The organism is Massilia luteola, from assembly GCF_034420155.1.
In the GTDB taxonomy this organism is placed as follows: Bacteria; Pseudomonadota; Gammaproteobacteria; order Burkholderiales; family Burkholderiaceae_D; genus Telluria; species Telluria luteola.
On the sequence record NZ_JAXOFN010000019.1, the window covers coordinates 15536 to 28941 of the forward strand.

At 68.4% G+C, this 13406-nt stretch carries 14 protein-coding genes; 5 read left to right on the plus strand and 9 right to left on the minus strand.

The window, feature by feature from the left end:
• The first annotated feature begins 115 nt into the window (after nt 1–115).
• Nucleotides 116–1033 (plus strand): zinc-binding metallopeptidase family protein, encoded by a 918-nt coding sequence (locus U9J41_RS18740; protein WP_322403683.1) that lies wholly within the window; start codon nt 116–118, stop codon nt 1031–1033.
• 71 nt (nt 1034–1104) lie between these two features.
• Here U9J41_RS18740 and U9J41_RS18745 read toward each other — a convergent pair whose 3' ends face one another.
• The 9 genes from U9J41_RS18745 to U9J41_RS18785 form a co-directional block, all read right to left on the minus strand.
• Nucleotides 1105–1863 carry an MIP/aquaporin family protein gene (locus U9J41_RS18745; RefSeq protein ID WP_322403684.1) on the minus strand — a complete coding sequence of 253 codons (759 nt, stop codon included), beginning with the start codon at nt 1861–1863 and terminating at the stop codon, nt 1105–1107.
• A gap of 55 nt (nt 1864–1918) precedes the next feature.
• Nucleotides 1919–2299: a response regulator gene (locus U9J41_RS18750; RefSeq protein ID WP_322403685.1), complete on the minus strand. Its 381-nt coding sequence runs from the start codon at nt 2297–2299 to the stop codon at nt 1919–1921.
• A gap of 99 nt (nt 2300–2398) precedes the next feature.
• Nucleotides 2399–2791 (minus strand): VOC family protein, encoded by a 393-nt coding sequence (locus U9J41_RS18755; protein ID WP_322403686.1) that lies wholly within the window; start codon nt 2789–2791, stop codon nt 2399–2401.
• A 25-nt stretch (nt 2792–2816) separates the two neighbouring features.
• Nucleotides 2817–3401 carry a transglutaminase-like domain-containing protein gene (locus tag U9J41_RS18760; RefSeq protein WP_322403687.1) on the minus strand — a complete coding sequence of 195 codons (585 nt, stop codon included), beginning with the start codon at nt 3399–3401 and terminating at the stop codon, nt 2817–2819.
• 4 nt (nt 3402–3405) lie between these two features.
• The gene (gene hemW / locus U9J41_RS18765) at nt 3406–4662 is read right to left on the minus strand and encodes a radical SAM family heme chaperone HemW (protein WP_322403688.1); all 1257 of its coding nucleotides are present in this window, start codon (nt 4660–4662) and stop codon (nt 3406–3408) included.
• Entirely contained in the window at nt 4659–5252 is a 594-nt protein-coding gene (rdgB, locus tag U9J41_RS18770) for an RdgB/HAM1 family non-canonical purine NTP pyrophosphatase (protein WP_322403689.1), read from the minus strand. The genes hemW and rdgB overlap by 4 nt, the downstream gene beginning before the upstream one ends.
• 73 nt (nt 5253–5325) lie before the next feature.
• Entirely contained in the window at nt 5326–6714 is a 1389-nt protein-coding gene (locus U9J41_RS18775) for a sensor histidine kinase (protein WP_322403690.1), read from the minus strand.
• A complete protein-coding gene (locus U9J41_RS18780; protein WP_322403691.1) occupies nt 6695–7399 on the minus strand; it encodes a response regulator transcription factor in 705 nt (234 codons plus the stop codon). The genes U9J41_RS18775 and U9J41_RS18780 overlap by 20 nt, the downstream gene beginning before the upstream one ends.
• A gap of 29 nt (nt 7400–7428) precedes the next feature.
• Nucleotides 7429–8628: an aminotransferase class I/II-fold pyridoxal phosphate-dependent enzyme gene (locus U9J41_RS18785; protein WP_322403692.1), complete on the minus strand. Its 1200-nt coding sequence runs from the start codon at nt 8626–8628 to the stop codon at nt 7429–7431.
• A gap of 594 nt (nt 8629–9222) precedes the next feature.
• On the opposite strand from U9J41_RS18785, the gene U9J41_RS18790 reads away from it, so the two are divergent.
• The 4 genes from U9J41_RS18790 to U9J41_RS18805 are packed head-to-tail and all read left to right on the plus strand — an operon-like array spanning nt 9223 to nt 13399.
• Nucleotides 9223–9741, plus strand: a complete 519-nt coding sequence (locus U9J41_RS18790) for a hypothetical protein (RefSeq protein WP_322403693.1) — start codon at nt 9223–9225, stop codon at nt 9739–9741.
• Between the two features lie 14 nt (nt 9742–9755).
• Nucleotides 9756–11483 carry an ABC transporter permease gene (locus U9J41_RS18795; RefSeq protein WP_322403694.1) on the plus strand — a complete coding sequence of 576 codons (1728 nt, stop codon included), beginning with the start codon at nt 9756–9758 and terminating at the stop codon, nt 11481–11483.
• A 46-nt stretch (nt 11484–11529) separates the two neighbouring features.
• Nucleotides 11530–12831, plus strand: a complete 1302-nt coding sequence (locus U9J41_RS18800) for an ABC transporter ATP-binding protein (RefSeq protein WP_322403695.1) — start codon at nt 11530–11532, stop codon at nt 12829–12831.
• A gap of 1 nt (nt 12832) precedes the next feature.
• Entirely contained in the window at nt 12833–13399 is a 567-nt protein-coding gene (locus U9J41_RS18805; RefSeq protein ID WP_322403696.1) for a DUF4337 domain-containing protein, read from the plus strand.
• Nucleotides 13400–13406 lie beyond the last annotated feature (7 nt).

The following is a 13406-nucleotide window of genomic DNA, read 5'->3' on the forward strand; positions in this document are numbered from 1 at the left end:
TATGCATGCACGGGCGGCCCCGGCAGCCGTCGCCGGACGGCGTCCGCCAGGACCGCAACCGCGCGCCGAGCCCGGCCTGTCCGGCACGGTCGCCCCATGCGCCGCGCCCCACGCCATGCGACATTTTTTTCGTGCACATTGGAAATCCATCGTCGCCATCGTCCTGCTCGTGCTGCTGGCGCTGGTCACGGTGAATCCGGGCTCCGCCATGCCGGCCCCGCCGCTGGCCGCGCGCCTGCGCGCGCACGTGACGGCGCTCACGGCCGGCACGCGCGACCCGGCCTCGCGGCGGGCGGAGGCGGCCGCCTACATCGACAGCGTGCTGCGGATCGCCGGCTATGCCGTGCACGACCGCGGCAGCGGCGGCCAGCGGCACGACATCGAAGCGGTACTGGCCAACGTGGCGCCCGGTGCGAAGGCGGCACGCACCTTCATCGTCGGCGCCCGCATGGACGGCAATCCCGGCAACGCGCCCGACGGCGACCCGGGCGCGGCCGGCGGCGCGGCCGCCGTGCTGGAGCTGGCGCGGCTGCTGGCCGATGTGCATCCCAGCCGCGGCACCGAAATCCGCTTCGTCTTCTTCCTGGCCCCCAGGCCCGCCGCGGCCGCACCCGCACCGACGCGCGACGTGGACCTGGACGACCTCGCGCGCATGCTGACGGACGCGCCGGTCGAGCGTCCCGCCAGCTTCATCGCCTACGTCGGCAGCCTGGCATCGTCGCGCGAGGTGCAGGATGCGCTGTCGGCCTTCCAGAGCATCGCGGGCGTGCCGGCGCACGGCCTGGCGACGCCGGCCTACATGCAGGGCGTGACCCTGCTCGACCGCGCCGCCTGGCACCATCCCGGCACCGGCATGCCGGCCCTCGTGCTCACGGATACGTCGTTCACGCGCTTTCCGTTTCGCCAGGCCCGGGACAAGCCGGCCGCCGCCGACGACGAACCGCCCGAGCAGGTCATCTTCGGCGGCATGGCGCGCGTCGTGAGCGGCCTGGCGCGCACGCTGACGGCGCTGGCGGCCGAACAGCGCGGATGAAACAGCGGGGATGAAACTGGGCCGATGAAACAGCGCGGATGAGTCGGCGCGAATGAGCCGGCGCCGATGAATCAGTCGGCCGGCGCGAATTCGCCGGCCGCCACCGTGCCGTCCACCGTGCCGTCCACCATGCCGCCCACCGTCGCGCCCGCCTGCGCACGCGGATACAGCCAGCCGAAGACGACCGTCGCCGCCGCCGCGCCGGCCAGCTGGGCCAGCACATAGCCCGGCACGTCCGCGAGCCGGATGCCGGCGCACGTGTCGGTGGCGGCCCGCGCCAGCGTGAGGGCGGGATTGGCGAACGACGACGACGCCGTGAACCAGTACCCCGCGACGATGAACAGCGCCGCCGCATACGGCGTGACGCCAGGGCGCGTGCGCGCGCAGCTGATGATGGTGGCCATCAGGCCGAATGTAGCGACACCCTCGCTCCACCACAGCGCGGCGCCGGTGCGCGCCTGCGTCGCGGCGACGAACGCCGGTTCGCCGAACATCAGGTGCGCGATGGCGACGCCGGCGAACGCGCCGCCCGTCTGCGCCGCGACATACGGCAGCGCGAACGCGACCGGCAGGTTGCGCTGCCAGACTTCGGACAGGGTGACGACGGGATTCAGGTGCGCACCCGAGACGCCGCCGAACATCAGGATCAGCACGACGAGGCCGCAGCCGGACGCGATCGAATTGACGAGCAGCGCGATGGCCGCGTTGCCGCCCGCGAGCCGGTCGCCCATGATGGCGGAGCCGACGACGACGGCCAGCAGCAAGGCGGTGCCGAGCCCTTCGGCGACGAGGCGGCGGGCGGGAAAGAAGGTGTGGTCGAGGTGCTTCATGGCGCATCATTGTGCGCGGGCGGCACCGGTTCGGAGTACTGCCGTTCCGATATATTCAGTCGATACGGCGCCCGATGAGGGACGGAATGATACCGAGGAGGTCGGCCATCGACACCGGTTTCGACAGGAACCGCACGCCATCGGGCATGACGCCCGCCTCGATGGGATTGCCGGAGATGACGAGCGCCGGCAGGCCGGGACGCAGGCGGCGCAGCGCGTGGATCACCTCGACGCCGTTCATGCCGGGCATGCGGAAATCCGTGATGAGCAGGTCGAAAGGATCGGCTTCGGCGGCTTCGACGGCACTGACGGCGTCGAAGCCGTTGTTGGCGACGGCCACGCGATAGCCGGCGACGCTCAGGTAGCGCTCGAACACATAGAGGATGGCTTCTTCGTCATCCACGACCAGGATGCGCGGCGTTGCGGGGACAGGCATCGACCAGCTGCCTTTCATTGAAACACATGCAAGACAGCTACTTTAACACATGGTTGTCAGGATACCCGACACGTTTCGTCACCGCCCCCGCCGGCGCGGCTATGTCGGACGGTACATGGCGCAGAGCTTGTGGCCGTCCGGATCGCGCACATAGGCCAGGTACATCGGCCCCAGGCTGCCCTCGCGCAGGCCCGGCGGCGCTTCGATCGACTTGCCGCCGTGGGCGACCGCGGTATCGTGGAACGCCTGGACCTGCTCGATCGAATCGCATTTGAAGCCGATCGTGGCGCCGTTCGCGCACGTGGCTTCCGCGCCGTCGATGGGTTCGGTGATGCCGAGCGTGCCGCCGTGGTGGCGGTAGAACAGGCGCTGGTGCCCGGTCGGGGCAACATTGGGGAACGGCGCGCCCACGCCGAGCGTTCCCAGCACGGCGTCGTAGAAACGCCTGGAACGTTCGAGGTCGTTCGAACCGATCACGATATGACTGAACATGCTTGTCCTTTCTTCAGGGTCGAGGCTACGGTCGATCCAGGAGCTCGACATCCGGCAGGTTGGCCAGCACCCGGTCCCACGTATCGTAGCATTCGAGCGCATCGACGACGACCGGCAGCGGCTCGGCCCAGATCTCCGGCAACATGCGTTCGTCGCGTTCGCGGACCGCGAACGCCAGCCGCTCCGCCGGCGGCTCGAAACGCGCGTCGACACCCGGCTTGTTGCCCCGCGCATCGATGCGATACCAGCCGAAGTCCTTCAGATGCACGGCGTTCAGGCCGTGCAGGCAGTACGGCGCGCCGCCGTCGCCGACGGACAGGCGCTGGTAGCACAGCCCGGCCGGAATGCCGTTCGCGCGCAGCAGCGCGGCCAGCAGATGGCTCTTCGCGTAGCAGTAGCCCGTCTGGTGGCGCAGGACGTCGGACGCCTTGCACGTCACCGGATTCAGCTTGAAATCGACGCTGTGGCGGATCTCGTCGCGCACGAATTCGAAGCAGGCACGCACGACCTCCAGCTCGGACGCGGCACCCTCGGCCAGCCGGCGCGCGGCGGCTCGGACAGCGGGCGTGTCGGCGTCGATGTACGTGCTTGCGGCAAGATAGCGTTGCATGGCTTTACCCTTCGGCCAGGAAGATTTCCTGCAGATCGTTGAGGAAGCGCTGTCCCAGTGCCGTCGGCCGGATGACGCGGAAGTCGCGATAAATGAGTCCCTTCGACTCGGCCTCGTTCAACCCTTTTTCGATGGCGTTGAGCGGCATGCCGGTACGCTCGCCGAACAGGTTCGGGTCGAAGCCTTCCGTCAGCCTCAGCCCGTTGAGCATGAATTCGAAGCCCATGTCGGCGCGCCCGATCTCGTGTTCCTCGGCGACGGCATTGCCCTTCATGGCCGCTTCCATGAACGACGCGGGCTGCTTGTAGCGGGCCTGGCGCAGCACGCGGTGCGGGAACGACAGCTTGGAGTGGGCGCCGGCGCCGATGCCGAGATAGTCGCCGAACCGCCAGTAGTTCAGGTTATGGCGCGCGCGGTGGCCCGGCCGCGCATAGGCCGAGACTTCGTAGTGGTCGTAGCCGGCGGCGGCCGTGCGCGCGGCGATCATGTCCTGGATGTCGGCAGTCGCGTCGTCGTCCGGCACCGCCGGCGGATACTTGGCGAACACCGTGTTCGGTTCCATCGTCAGGTGGTAAAGCGACAGGTGCGGCGGCGCGAATCCCAGCGCCATGTCGATGTCGGCCTGCGCCTCGGAAAGCAGCTGTCCCGGCAGCGCGTACATCAGGTCGAGGTTGAAGTTGTCGAAGTTCGCCTGCGCGATCTCCACGGCCTTGATCGCCTCGTTGGCGTCGTGGATGCGGCCCAGCGCCTGCAGGTGCCGGCTGTCGAAGCTCTGGATGCCGATCGACAGGCGGTTGATGCCGCTGGCGCGGAACGACTTGAATTTGTCGGCTTCGAACGTGCCGGGATTCGCCTCCATCGTGATCTCGGCATCGAGATCGAGCGGCAGCAAGGTGCGCAGGTCCGACATCAGGCGCTCCAGCCCCGCCGCCGACATCAGGCTGGGCGTGCCGCCGCCGATGAACACCGTGTGGATCTTGCGACCCCAGATCAGCGGCAGCGACTGTTCCAGGTCGGCGCGCAGCGCGTCCAGGTAAGCCTGTTCCGGGATCGGGTCTTTCGACTCGTGCGAATTGAAGTCGCAGTACGGGCATTTGCGGACGCACCACGGCCAGTGGGTGTACAGCGACAGCGGCGGCAGCGCCGCCAGGTTCAGCGCCCCCGGTTGCAGGTATTGCAGGGCTGCAGTCGCCGCGTCGCGGGGTGTGGCGGCGGGCGTGGGGGGCACGGCCGCCGAGCTGGCGGGCTTGATCGGAATCATGCCAGCTTCCCGAGCTTGTCGACGAGCGCGCGCAGCGCCTGGCCGCGGTGCGACACGGCGTTCTTTTCCGCCGGCGCCAGTTCGGCGGCCGTGCGGCCGAAATCCGGCACCAGGAAATACGGATCGTAGCCGAAGCCGTTGGCGCCGCGCGGCGCGTCGATGATCCGCCCGCGCCAGACGCCGTCCGCGATCACGGGTTGCGGGTCGTCCGCGTGGCGCACGTACACGAGCACGCAGTAGTAATACGCCGATTTGTCGGCGTGGGCCGCGAGGTCGGCGATCAGCTTGTCGTTGTTGCGCGCGTCCGACTTCGGCTCGCCGGCAAAGCGCGCGGAATACACGCCGGGGGCGCCGCCGAGCGCGTTCACGCACACGCCGGAATCGTCGGCGAGCGCGGGCAGGCCGGTCAGGCGCGCCGCGTGGCGGGCCTTCTGCAGGGCGTTCTCGACGAAGGTGCCGAACGGTTCTTCCGCTTCGGGGACGTCGAACTCGCCCTGCGGATGCAGTTCGAAGCCGATCGGGCCGAGTAATTGGGCGAATTCCTTGAGCTTGCCCGCGTTGTTGGAGGCAAGGATGAGGCGTTGGGTCATTGCTGTCTCGGTCTGGACGAAGAACTGCGTATTTTACCGCTCATCCCGCGATCCGCGCAGCAGGCCGGGCGCGCTAGGCGTGCGGGAACACCATGCTCGCCTCGAACCCGGGATCGGCGCGGCGCAGCGCGAGCGTGCCCTCGTGCAGCTGGGTGATGGCGGTGACGATCGACAGGCCCAGGCCATTGCCCGGCAGGTGGCGGCTCTGGTCCACGCGGTAGAAGCGCCGCGTGATCTTGTCCATGTCTTCGACCGGCACGCCCGAACCGTAATCGCGCACGGTCAGTACCGGCGCGCCGTCCACCGTGCCGACGTCGACGTCGACCCGGCCGCCGCCGCGGCCGTACTTGAGGGCGTTGTCGATCAGGCTCGCGAGGGCGCTGGCCAGCAGGTCGCGGTCGCCGCGGATCGTCGTCGGCCGGCCCACGAAGCGCAGCAGCACGCCCTGCTCTTCGGCGGCCGCTTCGTACAATTCCGTCATGTCGTGCGCGATGGCGGCCAGGTCGAGCTTTTCGAAGGTGCCCGCGCGCACGCCGGATTCCAGCGCGGCGATCTGCAGCAGCTTGTCGAACAGCGAGATCACGCTGTCGATGTCCTCGATGGCCAGGCGCGCATCCGCCACGAGCGCATGCGGGTCGGCCGACGCCTGCAGCGCGCGGTCGAGGCGCGAGCGCACGCGCGACAGCGGCGTGCGCAGGTCGTGCGCGATCGAGTTCGACACGTGGCGCACGCCCTCCATCAGCGCCTCGATGCGGTCGAGCATGCGGTTGATGTCGTCGCCCAGGCGCGCGAATTCGTCGTTGCCCATCACGACGATGCGGCTGGACAGCTCGCCCGCCGCGATGCGCGCCGTCGTGCGGCGGATGCGGCCGATGCGCGCCTCCAGCCGCGAACGGAAGATCTGGGCGCCGAAGAACGCGAGCACGATCGACACGGCGGCGCTGATCAGGAGCGCGCGCTCGACGACGTCGCGGATGGCGGCGAGTTCGATCAGGTCGCGGCCGACGATGAGCCGGCTGCCGTCGTCGAGCCGCGTCGCGATGAGGCGCACGGACACGGGCGCGCCGTTGCGCTGCATCTGTCCGAATCCCAGCTCGCCGGACGCCGGCAGCTCGCCGGACCAGTGCCCCAGGTTGCCGGCCAGGACGCGGCCCTGGGCGTCGACGACGCCCACCACTTCCGTGTCGGTGTCGATCAGGTCGTGCAGCTGGGCGTCGATCTCGCGTACGAGGCCGCGGCGGCCGTCGCTGGTCCAGGCGTCGGCCAGGTGCGCCTCCACGCTCATGATCTTGCTGTCGATCGAGTGCTCGAACACGCCCACCGTGCCGAAATAGACGATGCCCGACAGCGTGGCCATCGACGCGGCCAGCAGCAGGCCGTAGCCGACCGCCAGCCGGAACGCGATCGAGCCGCGCAGGCTGACGCCGGCGCCGGCGCCGGATCTAGCGTGACGACGGGCCATACGTCGGGGCGGCGCTCAGCACATAGCCGGCGCCGCGCACCGTGTGGATCAGGGCCGGGTTGAAATCCTTGTCGATCTTGCTGCGCAGGCGGCTGATCTGGACGTCGATCACGTTCGTCTGCGGATCGAAATGGTATTCCCACACGCCTTCCAGCAGCATCGTGCGGGTGACGATCTGGCCTTCGTGGCGCATGAGGTATTCGAGCAGGCGGAATTCGCGCGGCTGCAGGGTGATCGTCGTGCCCTGCCGCGTCACGCGCATCGTGCGCACGTCGAGCTGCAGGTCGGCCACCTGCAGCACGGTGGCGTCGCGCGACCAGGCGTTGCGCCGGCTGAGGTTTTCCACCCGGGCCAGCAGCTCCGACATGACGAAGGGCTTGGTGAGATAGTCGTCGCTGCCGGCGCGCAGGCCGCGCACACGCTCGTCGACGCTGTTCAGCGCGGACAGGATCAGCACCGGCGTGCCGTCGCCGCGGGCGCGCATCTGCTCGAGGATGCCGATGCCGTCGACCTGGCCGGGCAGCATGCGGTCGAGCACGACGACGTCCCAGCGCGTCTCCTGCAGGCGGCGGTTGCCCGCCTCGCCGTTGGTCTCCGCCTGCACGGCGTAGCCGGCCGCGCGCAATCCGCTGCAAAGGTAGTCGCGCGTTTCGGTGTCGTCTTCGATCACGAGGCAGTTCGGCATGGTTCGGCTCTTGGTCTTTCTCGGGTTGACTATAGCATGGCGGCCAGGCGCGCCATCACGGCCACGACGTGGTCGATCTGGTCGCGCGTATGCCCCGCGTTGAGCATGAAGCGCAGCCGCGCCTGGCCCACGGGAACGGCCGGGAACTGGATCGCGTCGACGTGGATGCCCTCCGCGCGCAGCGCGCGCTGGAACATCTGGCAGCGCTCGGCGTCCTTGATCAGCACGGGCACGATCGGCGTCTGCGTCGACGTGAGCGTGTAGCCCAACGGGCGCATGCGCTCGACGAAGTAGCGCTGGTTGTCCCACAGGCGCACGCGGCGCTGCGGCTCTTCCCGCAGCAGGTCCAGCGCGGCCAGCAGGGCGTTGGCCTGGTCCGGCGGCGGCGGGCAGGTGAAGCCGTAGGCGGAACTCGTCAGGCGCAGCACGTCGGCCATCTCGCGCTCCAGCGCCACGAAGCCGCCGATGGCGCCCAGCGCCTTGGACAAGGTCCCCATCTGCATGATGGCGGGGCTGTAGCAGCCATAGTGCTCCGACGTGCCGCCGCCGTTCGCGCCCAGGATGCCGGTCGCGTGGGCGTCGTCGACATACAGGATCGCGCCGTATTTCTCGGCGAGCTGCGTGAGCTCGGGCAGCGGCGCGATCGTCCCTTCCATGCTGAACACGCCGTCGCTGACGATGATCGGACTGACCCCGTCCGCCGCCTTCAGCAGCGACTCCAGGTGGTCCATGTCGGCGTGGCGGTAAGTGTGCTTGTCCGCGCCCGACATCAGGATGCCCTCGCGGATGCTGACGTGGTTGTACTCGTCCGTGAAATATGCGTACTTGCGGCGCTTCTTCGGGCGGTAGCCGTGGATGCGCGCCAGCAGGCCGACCTTGACGAGCGTGGACAGCACGCCGATGTTCGTCATGTAGCCCGTGACGAACAGCACGGCGTCGGTCTTGTGCTTGAGTTCACCCAGCCGGCGCTCCAGCTCGCGGTACACGGGCAGGTCGCCGCCCAGCAGCCGCGATTCGCAATTGCCGACCCCGTAGCGTTCCAGGCCCGCCTTCGCGGCGTCCACGAGACGGGGATGGTTCGCCAGCGCCAGGTAATTGTTGGTGCTGAACGACACGGCAGCCTCGCCGTTCACGCGGAACACCGGGTCCGGCAACGTGTCGTGGACGGGCGTCTCGTGGTGAATGGCGTGGGTTTGCAGCCAGTCTGCAATGTCGGCGAGGTCGTGCATGTTTGGGGGCAGTGTCGGAAATGGACGCGCTGCCGGATTGGCATGGAAATGGCGCTGCGATGCAGTATAGGCGAGCGGCGGGAGCGTAAAAATTACGATCAGGTAATGTCACTCACATTAACAAACGGTAATATCGTAAAGACGAATACACCGCTATCATTCGCAGCGGCCTCCCACGTCCGCCCAGCCGTCCTGTTCGCGCGCGCGAGCGGCGCCGCCCTGCCGTTGCGCATGTCATTGCGGTGCAATATTCAATGCCCAGGATAGCGCCCCACAGCGCAGGATATTTCCTTGACGCTAGAAAGGACGGCCACGTAGAATCCGACCGTTTTCATTTCATGGAGTCCCTTTCATGGGCACTTGTTCGAGTGGCAGTTGTTGCCGGCTGAATGCCGGTCCGGCCCCGGCAAGATAACGCAGGTCCTTCCTCCTGCCGTCATCTCGCCTCGGGCGAATGATGGTATCCGCGTCCCTTTGCATCCGGGACATCGCATTCCACGACAAACGAATCGTGCCGCACGCCTTCCAACGAGGGACGCGCACGGCGTCACCAAGCGCGAATGAAAGGTATGCCGTTCACCGACGGAGATACCGATGTTTCGTTGTTCGATGTTTTATTGTGCCGCCTGGCTGCTGGCCGCGGCACCGGGTGTGCGTGCCGACGACCTCCCCGCGGCGGAGGCCTGGAACGCGCACGTCCAGGCCACGTACGTGTGGCAAGCCAAACCCGCGTCCGGCGCCGGCTGCACCGGCCCCGCCAGCCTCGCCCCGTGGCGCGGGACGGGCTATTGCTTCAGCGCGACGGCCGCCGAACGCTACTTCGACCCGGAAGTGGTACAGGGCAAGGCCATGTCCGGCCTGCACGGCTTCGGCGGCATGACCAATGGCGGGCAGCAGAAGACGAGCGGCACGAGCCCGACGTTCCACCGCGCCTGGCTGTTCCTGCGCCAGACCTGGAACCTGGGCGGCGACATGCAGGCGGCAAGCGCGCCGGGCGTGGGCGCGTTCATCGGCGACGGCCGGCTGGGCTGGCAGCACGGCGCCAACCCTGCCTACGAGGGCGCGCGCGGACCGGCGAATGTGTTCGGCCCGCGCCGGCACGGGCAATCCTGACGGAGACGAGGACCATGTTCGAACTGTTCACCCCGGGCCGCACCGGCCGCTCGTTCCTCACGACGACCCCGAACCGCTGGGACTGGGCGCTGCTGCCGCTCGTCCTCGTCGTGCTGGCGCTGGCCGCGTACGGCGCCATGCAGATGGCGCGGCCGTTCGTGCTGGGCCAGCCGACGCCGATCTCGCTCGATCCGGCCTTCCTGCCCTACTACCTGCTGCGCACGATTCTGCGCATGTTCAGCGCCCTCGGCGCCGCGCTGCTGTTCACGTTCACGTTCGCCGTCGTCGCCACGCGCTGGAAGAGCGCCGAAAAGATCATGGTGCCGCTGCTGGACGTGCTGCAGTCGGTGCCGATCCTGGGCTTCCAGGCCATCGCCATCGCCCCGTTCATCGCCCTCTTCCCCGGCAACCTGCTGGGCGTGGAATGCGCCGCCGTGTTCGCGATTTTCACGTCGCAGGCGTGGAACATGGCGTTCAGCCTGTACCAGTCGATGAAGACGATCCCGCCCGAACTGGCGGAAGCGGCGCGCGTGTTCCGGCTGTCGCCGTGGCAGCGCTTCTGGCGCCTGGAACTGCCGTACGCGATGCCCGCGCTGCTGTGGAACATGATGATGTCGATGTCCGGCGGCTGGTTCTTCCTCGTCGCCGCGGAGGCGATCTCGGTGGCGGGCCAGGACATCAAGCTGCCCGGCATCGGCGCCTACATCGCGGTCGCCATCGAGCAGAAGAACGGCAGCGCCATCGCCTGGGCCATCGCCGCGATGTTCGCCGGCATCCTGCTGTACGACCAGTTGTTCTTCCGCCCGCTGCTGGCGTGGGCCGACAAATTCCGCTTCGAGGAATCGCAGGGCGAATACGCCCAGCAATCATGGGTGCTGGACTGGGGGCGCCGCAGCGTGTGGATCCGCGCCCTCACCGACCGCATGTGGGCGATGCTCGCGCGCACGCTCGGCTGGTTCGGCACGCGCGACGTCGTCGACGCGGCGCCGCGCCCGTCGCGCTTCACGCTGTCCACGCGCGCGATCGACCGGATCGTCCTCGTGCTCGCGCTGCTGGGCGCGTGGCGCTTCCTGCTGTTCATCCACGCGCAGGTGGGCTGGGGCGAGGCGCTGCGCGTCGTGGGCCTCGGCTGCATCACGCTCGTGCGGGTGATGCTCCTGATCGGCCTCGCCTCGCTCGTGTGGGTGCCCGCCGCCGTGTGGATCGGCCTGCGCCCGCGCTACGCCCAGGCCGTGCAGGCGCTCGCGCAATTCCTGGCCGCGTTCCCCGTCAACCTGATGTTCCCGATCGTCGTTTACGCGCTCGTGCACCTGCGCCTGAATCCGAACGTGTGGCTCAGCCCTTTGATGGTGTTCGGCACGCAGTGGTACATCCTGTTCAACGTGGTCGCGGGCGCGTCGACCCTGCCGAACGAGCTGCGCCTCGCGGCCGACAACCTGGGCCTGACGGGCTGGCTGAAATGGAAGCGCGTGTACCTGCCGGCCGTGTTCCCCAGCTTCGTGACGGGCGCGATCACGGCGAGCGGCGGCTCGTGGAACGCGAGCATCGTGGCCGAATACGTCACGTGGGGAAAAACGTCGCTCGTGGCCGATGGCCTGGGCAGCTACATCAAGCAGATGACGGACGCCGGCGACTTCCACCGCATCGCGCTCGGCATCGGCGTGATGTGCGTGTTCGTCATGCTGCTGAACCGGTTCTTCTGGCGCCGGCTTTACTTGCTGGCCGAGGGCCGCAGCCGTTGAAGTGCACGGTGGGCACAGGGTGCCCACCAAACTCATTGGAACCACCATGGAAAAACTGGTTGAACTGAAAGGCGTGAAAAAGGCCTTCCGCAGCGCCGACGGCGCCCCGCGCACCGTGCTCGAAGGCGTCGACTTCACGCTGGCCGACGGCGAGATCGTCGCGCTGCTCGGCAAATCCGGCTCCGGCAAATCGACGCTGCTGCGCATCGTCGCGGGCCTCATCCCCGCCGACGCGGGCAAGGTCGAATACCGCGGGCGTCCCATCCGCGGGCCGCTGTCCGGCGTGGCGATGGTGTTCCAGTCATTCGCGCTGTTCCCGTGGCTGACGGTGCAGCAGAACGTGGAACTCGGCCTGGAAGCGCAAGGCGTTGCGCCCGCCGCGCGGCGCGAACGCGCGGACGCGATGCTCGACCTGATCGGCCTCTCCGGCTTCGGCAGCGCGCTGCCGCGCGAGCTCTCGGGCGGCATGCGCCAGCGGGTGGGCATCGCGCGCGCGCTCGTCACGCACCCGGACGTGCTGCTGATGGATGAAGCCTTTTCCGCCCTCGACGTGCTGACGGGCGAGACGCTGCGGGGCGACATCCTCGACCTGTGGGACGGCAAGCGGATTCCCACGCGCGGCATCCTGATCGTCTCGCACAACATCGAGGAAGCCGTCATGATGGCCGACCGCATCATCATCCTGTCCAGCGATCCTGGCCGGGTGCGCCACGAGATCCGCATCGACCTGCCGCGCCCGCGCAATGCCGACACGCCGGAAGTGCGCGCCCTCGTCGACGAAGTCTACGGCCTGATGACGATGCGTCCCGCCGTCGCGCCGGCGCTGGGCGCCGCGCGCCCGGCCACCATCGACTATCGCGTGCCGGACACGGACGTGGGCCGCATGGAGAGCGTGCTGGACCTGCTGGCCGGCGCCCCGTACGACGGCCGCGCCGACCTGCCGCAGCTGTCGGAAGACACCGAGCTGCCGGACGAGGAACTGTTCCCGACCTACGAGGCACTGGGCCTGCTGGGCCTCGCGCACGTCGAGCGCGGCGACATCGCCCTGACCGGCCTGGGCCTGCGCTATGCCCAGGCCGACCAGGCGCTGCGCCAGGCCCTGTTCGGCCAGCAGCTGCTGAAGAACGTGCCGCTGGCCGCGCGCATCCGCCGCCAGCTGGAGGACGAATCGGGCGGCGCGCTGCCGGAAGACCCGTTCATCGACCTGCTGGAGGACACGCTGGAAGCCGACCAGGCCAAGCGCATGCTGGAAGTGGCGATCGAATGGGGCCGCTACGGCGAATTGTACGAGTACGACTATCACACGGGACGACTGAAACTGCCGGGCACCGGCAACACGAAGGAGTGACATGGAAGGATTGGACATCACCGGCGACTCCAGGCTGGATCGCAAGGTCGCGCTGACCGTCGCGCTGCTGGCGTCGTTCATGGGCGTCTGCAAGATCAAGGACGACAACATCGTACAGGCGATGCAGCAGGCGCAGGCCGACAAGATCGACCACTGGTCCTTCTACCAGGCCCGCAACCTGCGCCAGGAACAGGCGCATACGACCCTGCTGCAGCTGCGCCTGGCCGCGGCGGCCCGCCCGGCCGGCGAGCAGGCGGGCTACGCCGCCGCGATCGCGGAGCTGGAAAAACTGGAGAGCGGCCAGGCGAAAAAGAAGGACGAGGTGCTGGCGCAGGCCAAACAGGACCAGACGACATACGACGCGCTGAATTACCGCGACGACCAGTTCGACCTGTCGGACGCGGCGCTGGCGCTGGCCTTGTCGCTGCTGGCCGTGACCACGCTGACGCGGCAGCGCTGGCTGTACCTGGCGGCGCTGGTGCCGACGGTGGTCGGCGTGTTTTATGGCGTGGCCGGGTTGTGCGGGTTGCCGTTTCACCCGAGCTGGTTGACGGGGTTGTTGTCGTAACGCCGAT

Excerpts from the sequence above, each read along its gene's own strand:
- U9J41_RS18740 (WP_322403683.1), top strand. The coding sequence starts at position 116 with ATGCGACATTTTTTTCGTGCACATTGGAAATCCATCGTCGCCATCGTC.
- U9J41_RS18745 (WP_322403684.1), bottom strand. The coding sequence starts at position 1,863 with ATGAAGCACCTCGACCACACCTTCTTTCCCGCCCGCCGCCTCGTCGCC.
- U9J41_RS18750 (WP_322403685.1), bottom strand. The coding sequence starts at position 2,299 with ATGCCTGTCCCCGCAACGCCGCGCATCCTGGTCGTGGATGACGAAGAA.
- U9J41_RS18755 (WP_322403686.1), bottom strand. The coding sequence starts at position 2,791 with ATGTTCAGTCATATCGTGATCGGTTCGAACGACCTCGAACGTTCCAGG.
- U9J41_RS18760 (WP_322403687.1), bottom strand. The coding sequence starts at position 3,401 with ATGCAACGCTATCTTGCCGCAAGCACGTACATCGACGCCGACACGCCC.
- hemW (WP_322403688.1), bottom strand. The coding sequence starts at position 4,662 with ATGATTCCGATCAAGCCCGCCAGCTCGGCGGCCGTGCCCCCCACGCCC.
- rdgB (WP_322403689.1), bottom strand. The coding sequence starts at position 5,252 with ATGACCCAACGCCTCATCCTTGCCTCCAACAACGCGGGCAAGCTCAAG.
- U9J41_RS18775 (WP_322403690.1), bottom strand. The coding sequence starts at position 6,714 with ATGGCCCGTCGTCACGCTAGATCCGGCGCCGGCGCCGGCGTCAGCCTG.
- U9J41_RS18780 (WP_322403691.1), bottom strand. The coding sequence starts at position 7,399 with ATGCCGAACTGCCTCGTGATCGAAGACGACACCGAAACGCGCGACTAC.
- U9J41_RS18785 (WP_322403692.1), bottom strand. The coding sequence starts at position 8,628 with ATGCACGACCTCGCCGACATTGCAGACTGGCTGCAAACCCACGCCATT.
- U9J41_RS18790 (WP_322403693.1), top strand. The coding sequence starts at position 9,223 with ATGTTTCGTTGTTCGATGTTTTATTGTGCCGCCTGGCTGCTGGCCGCG.
- U9J41_RS18795 (WP_322403694.1), top strand. The coding sequence starts at position 9,756 with ATGTTCGAACTGTTCACCCCGGGCCGCACCGGCCGCTCGTTCCTCACG.
- U9J41_RS18800 (WP_322403695.1), top strand. The coding sequence starts at position 11,530 with ATGGAAAAACTGGTTGAACTGAAAGGCGTGAAAAAGGCCTTCCGCAGC.
- U9J41_RS18805 (WP_322403696.1), top strand. The coding sequence starts at position 12,833 with ATGGAAGGATTGGACATCACCGGCGACTCCAGGCTGGATCGCAAGGTC.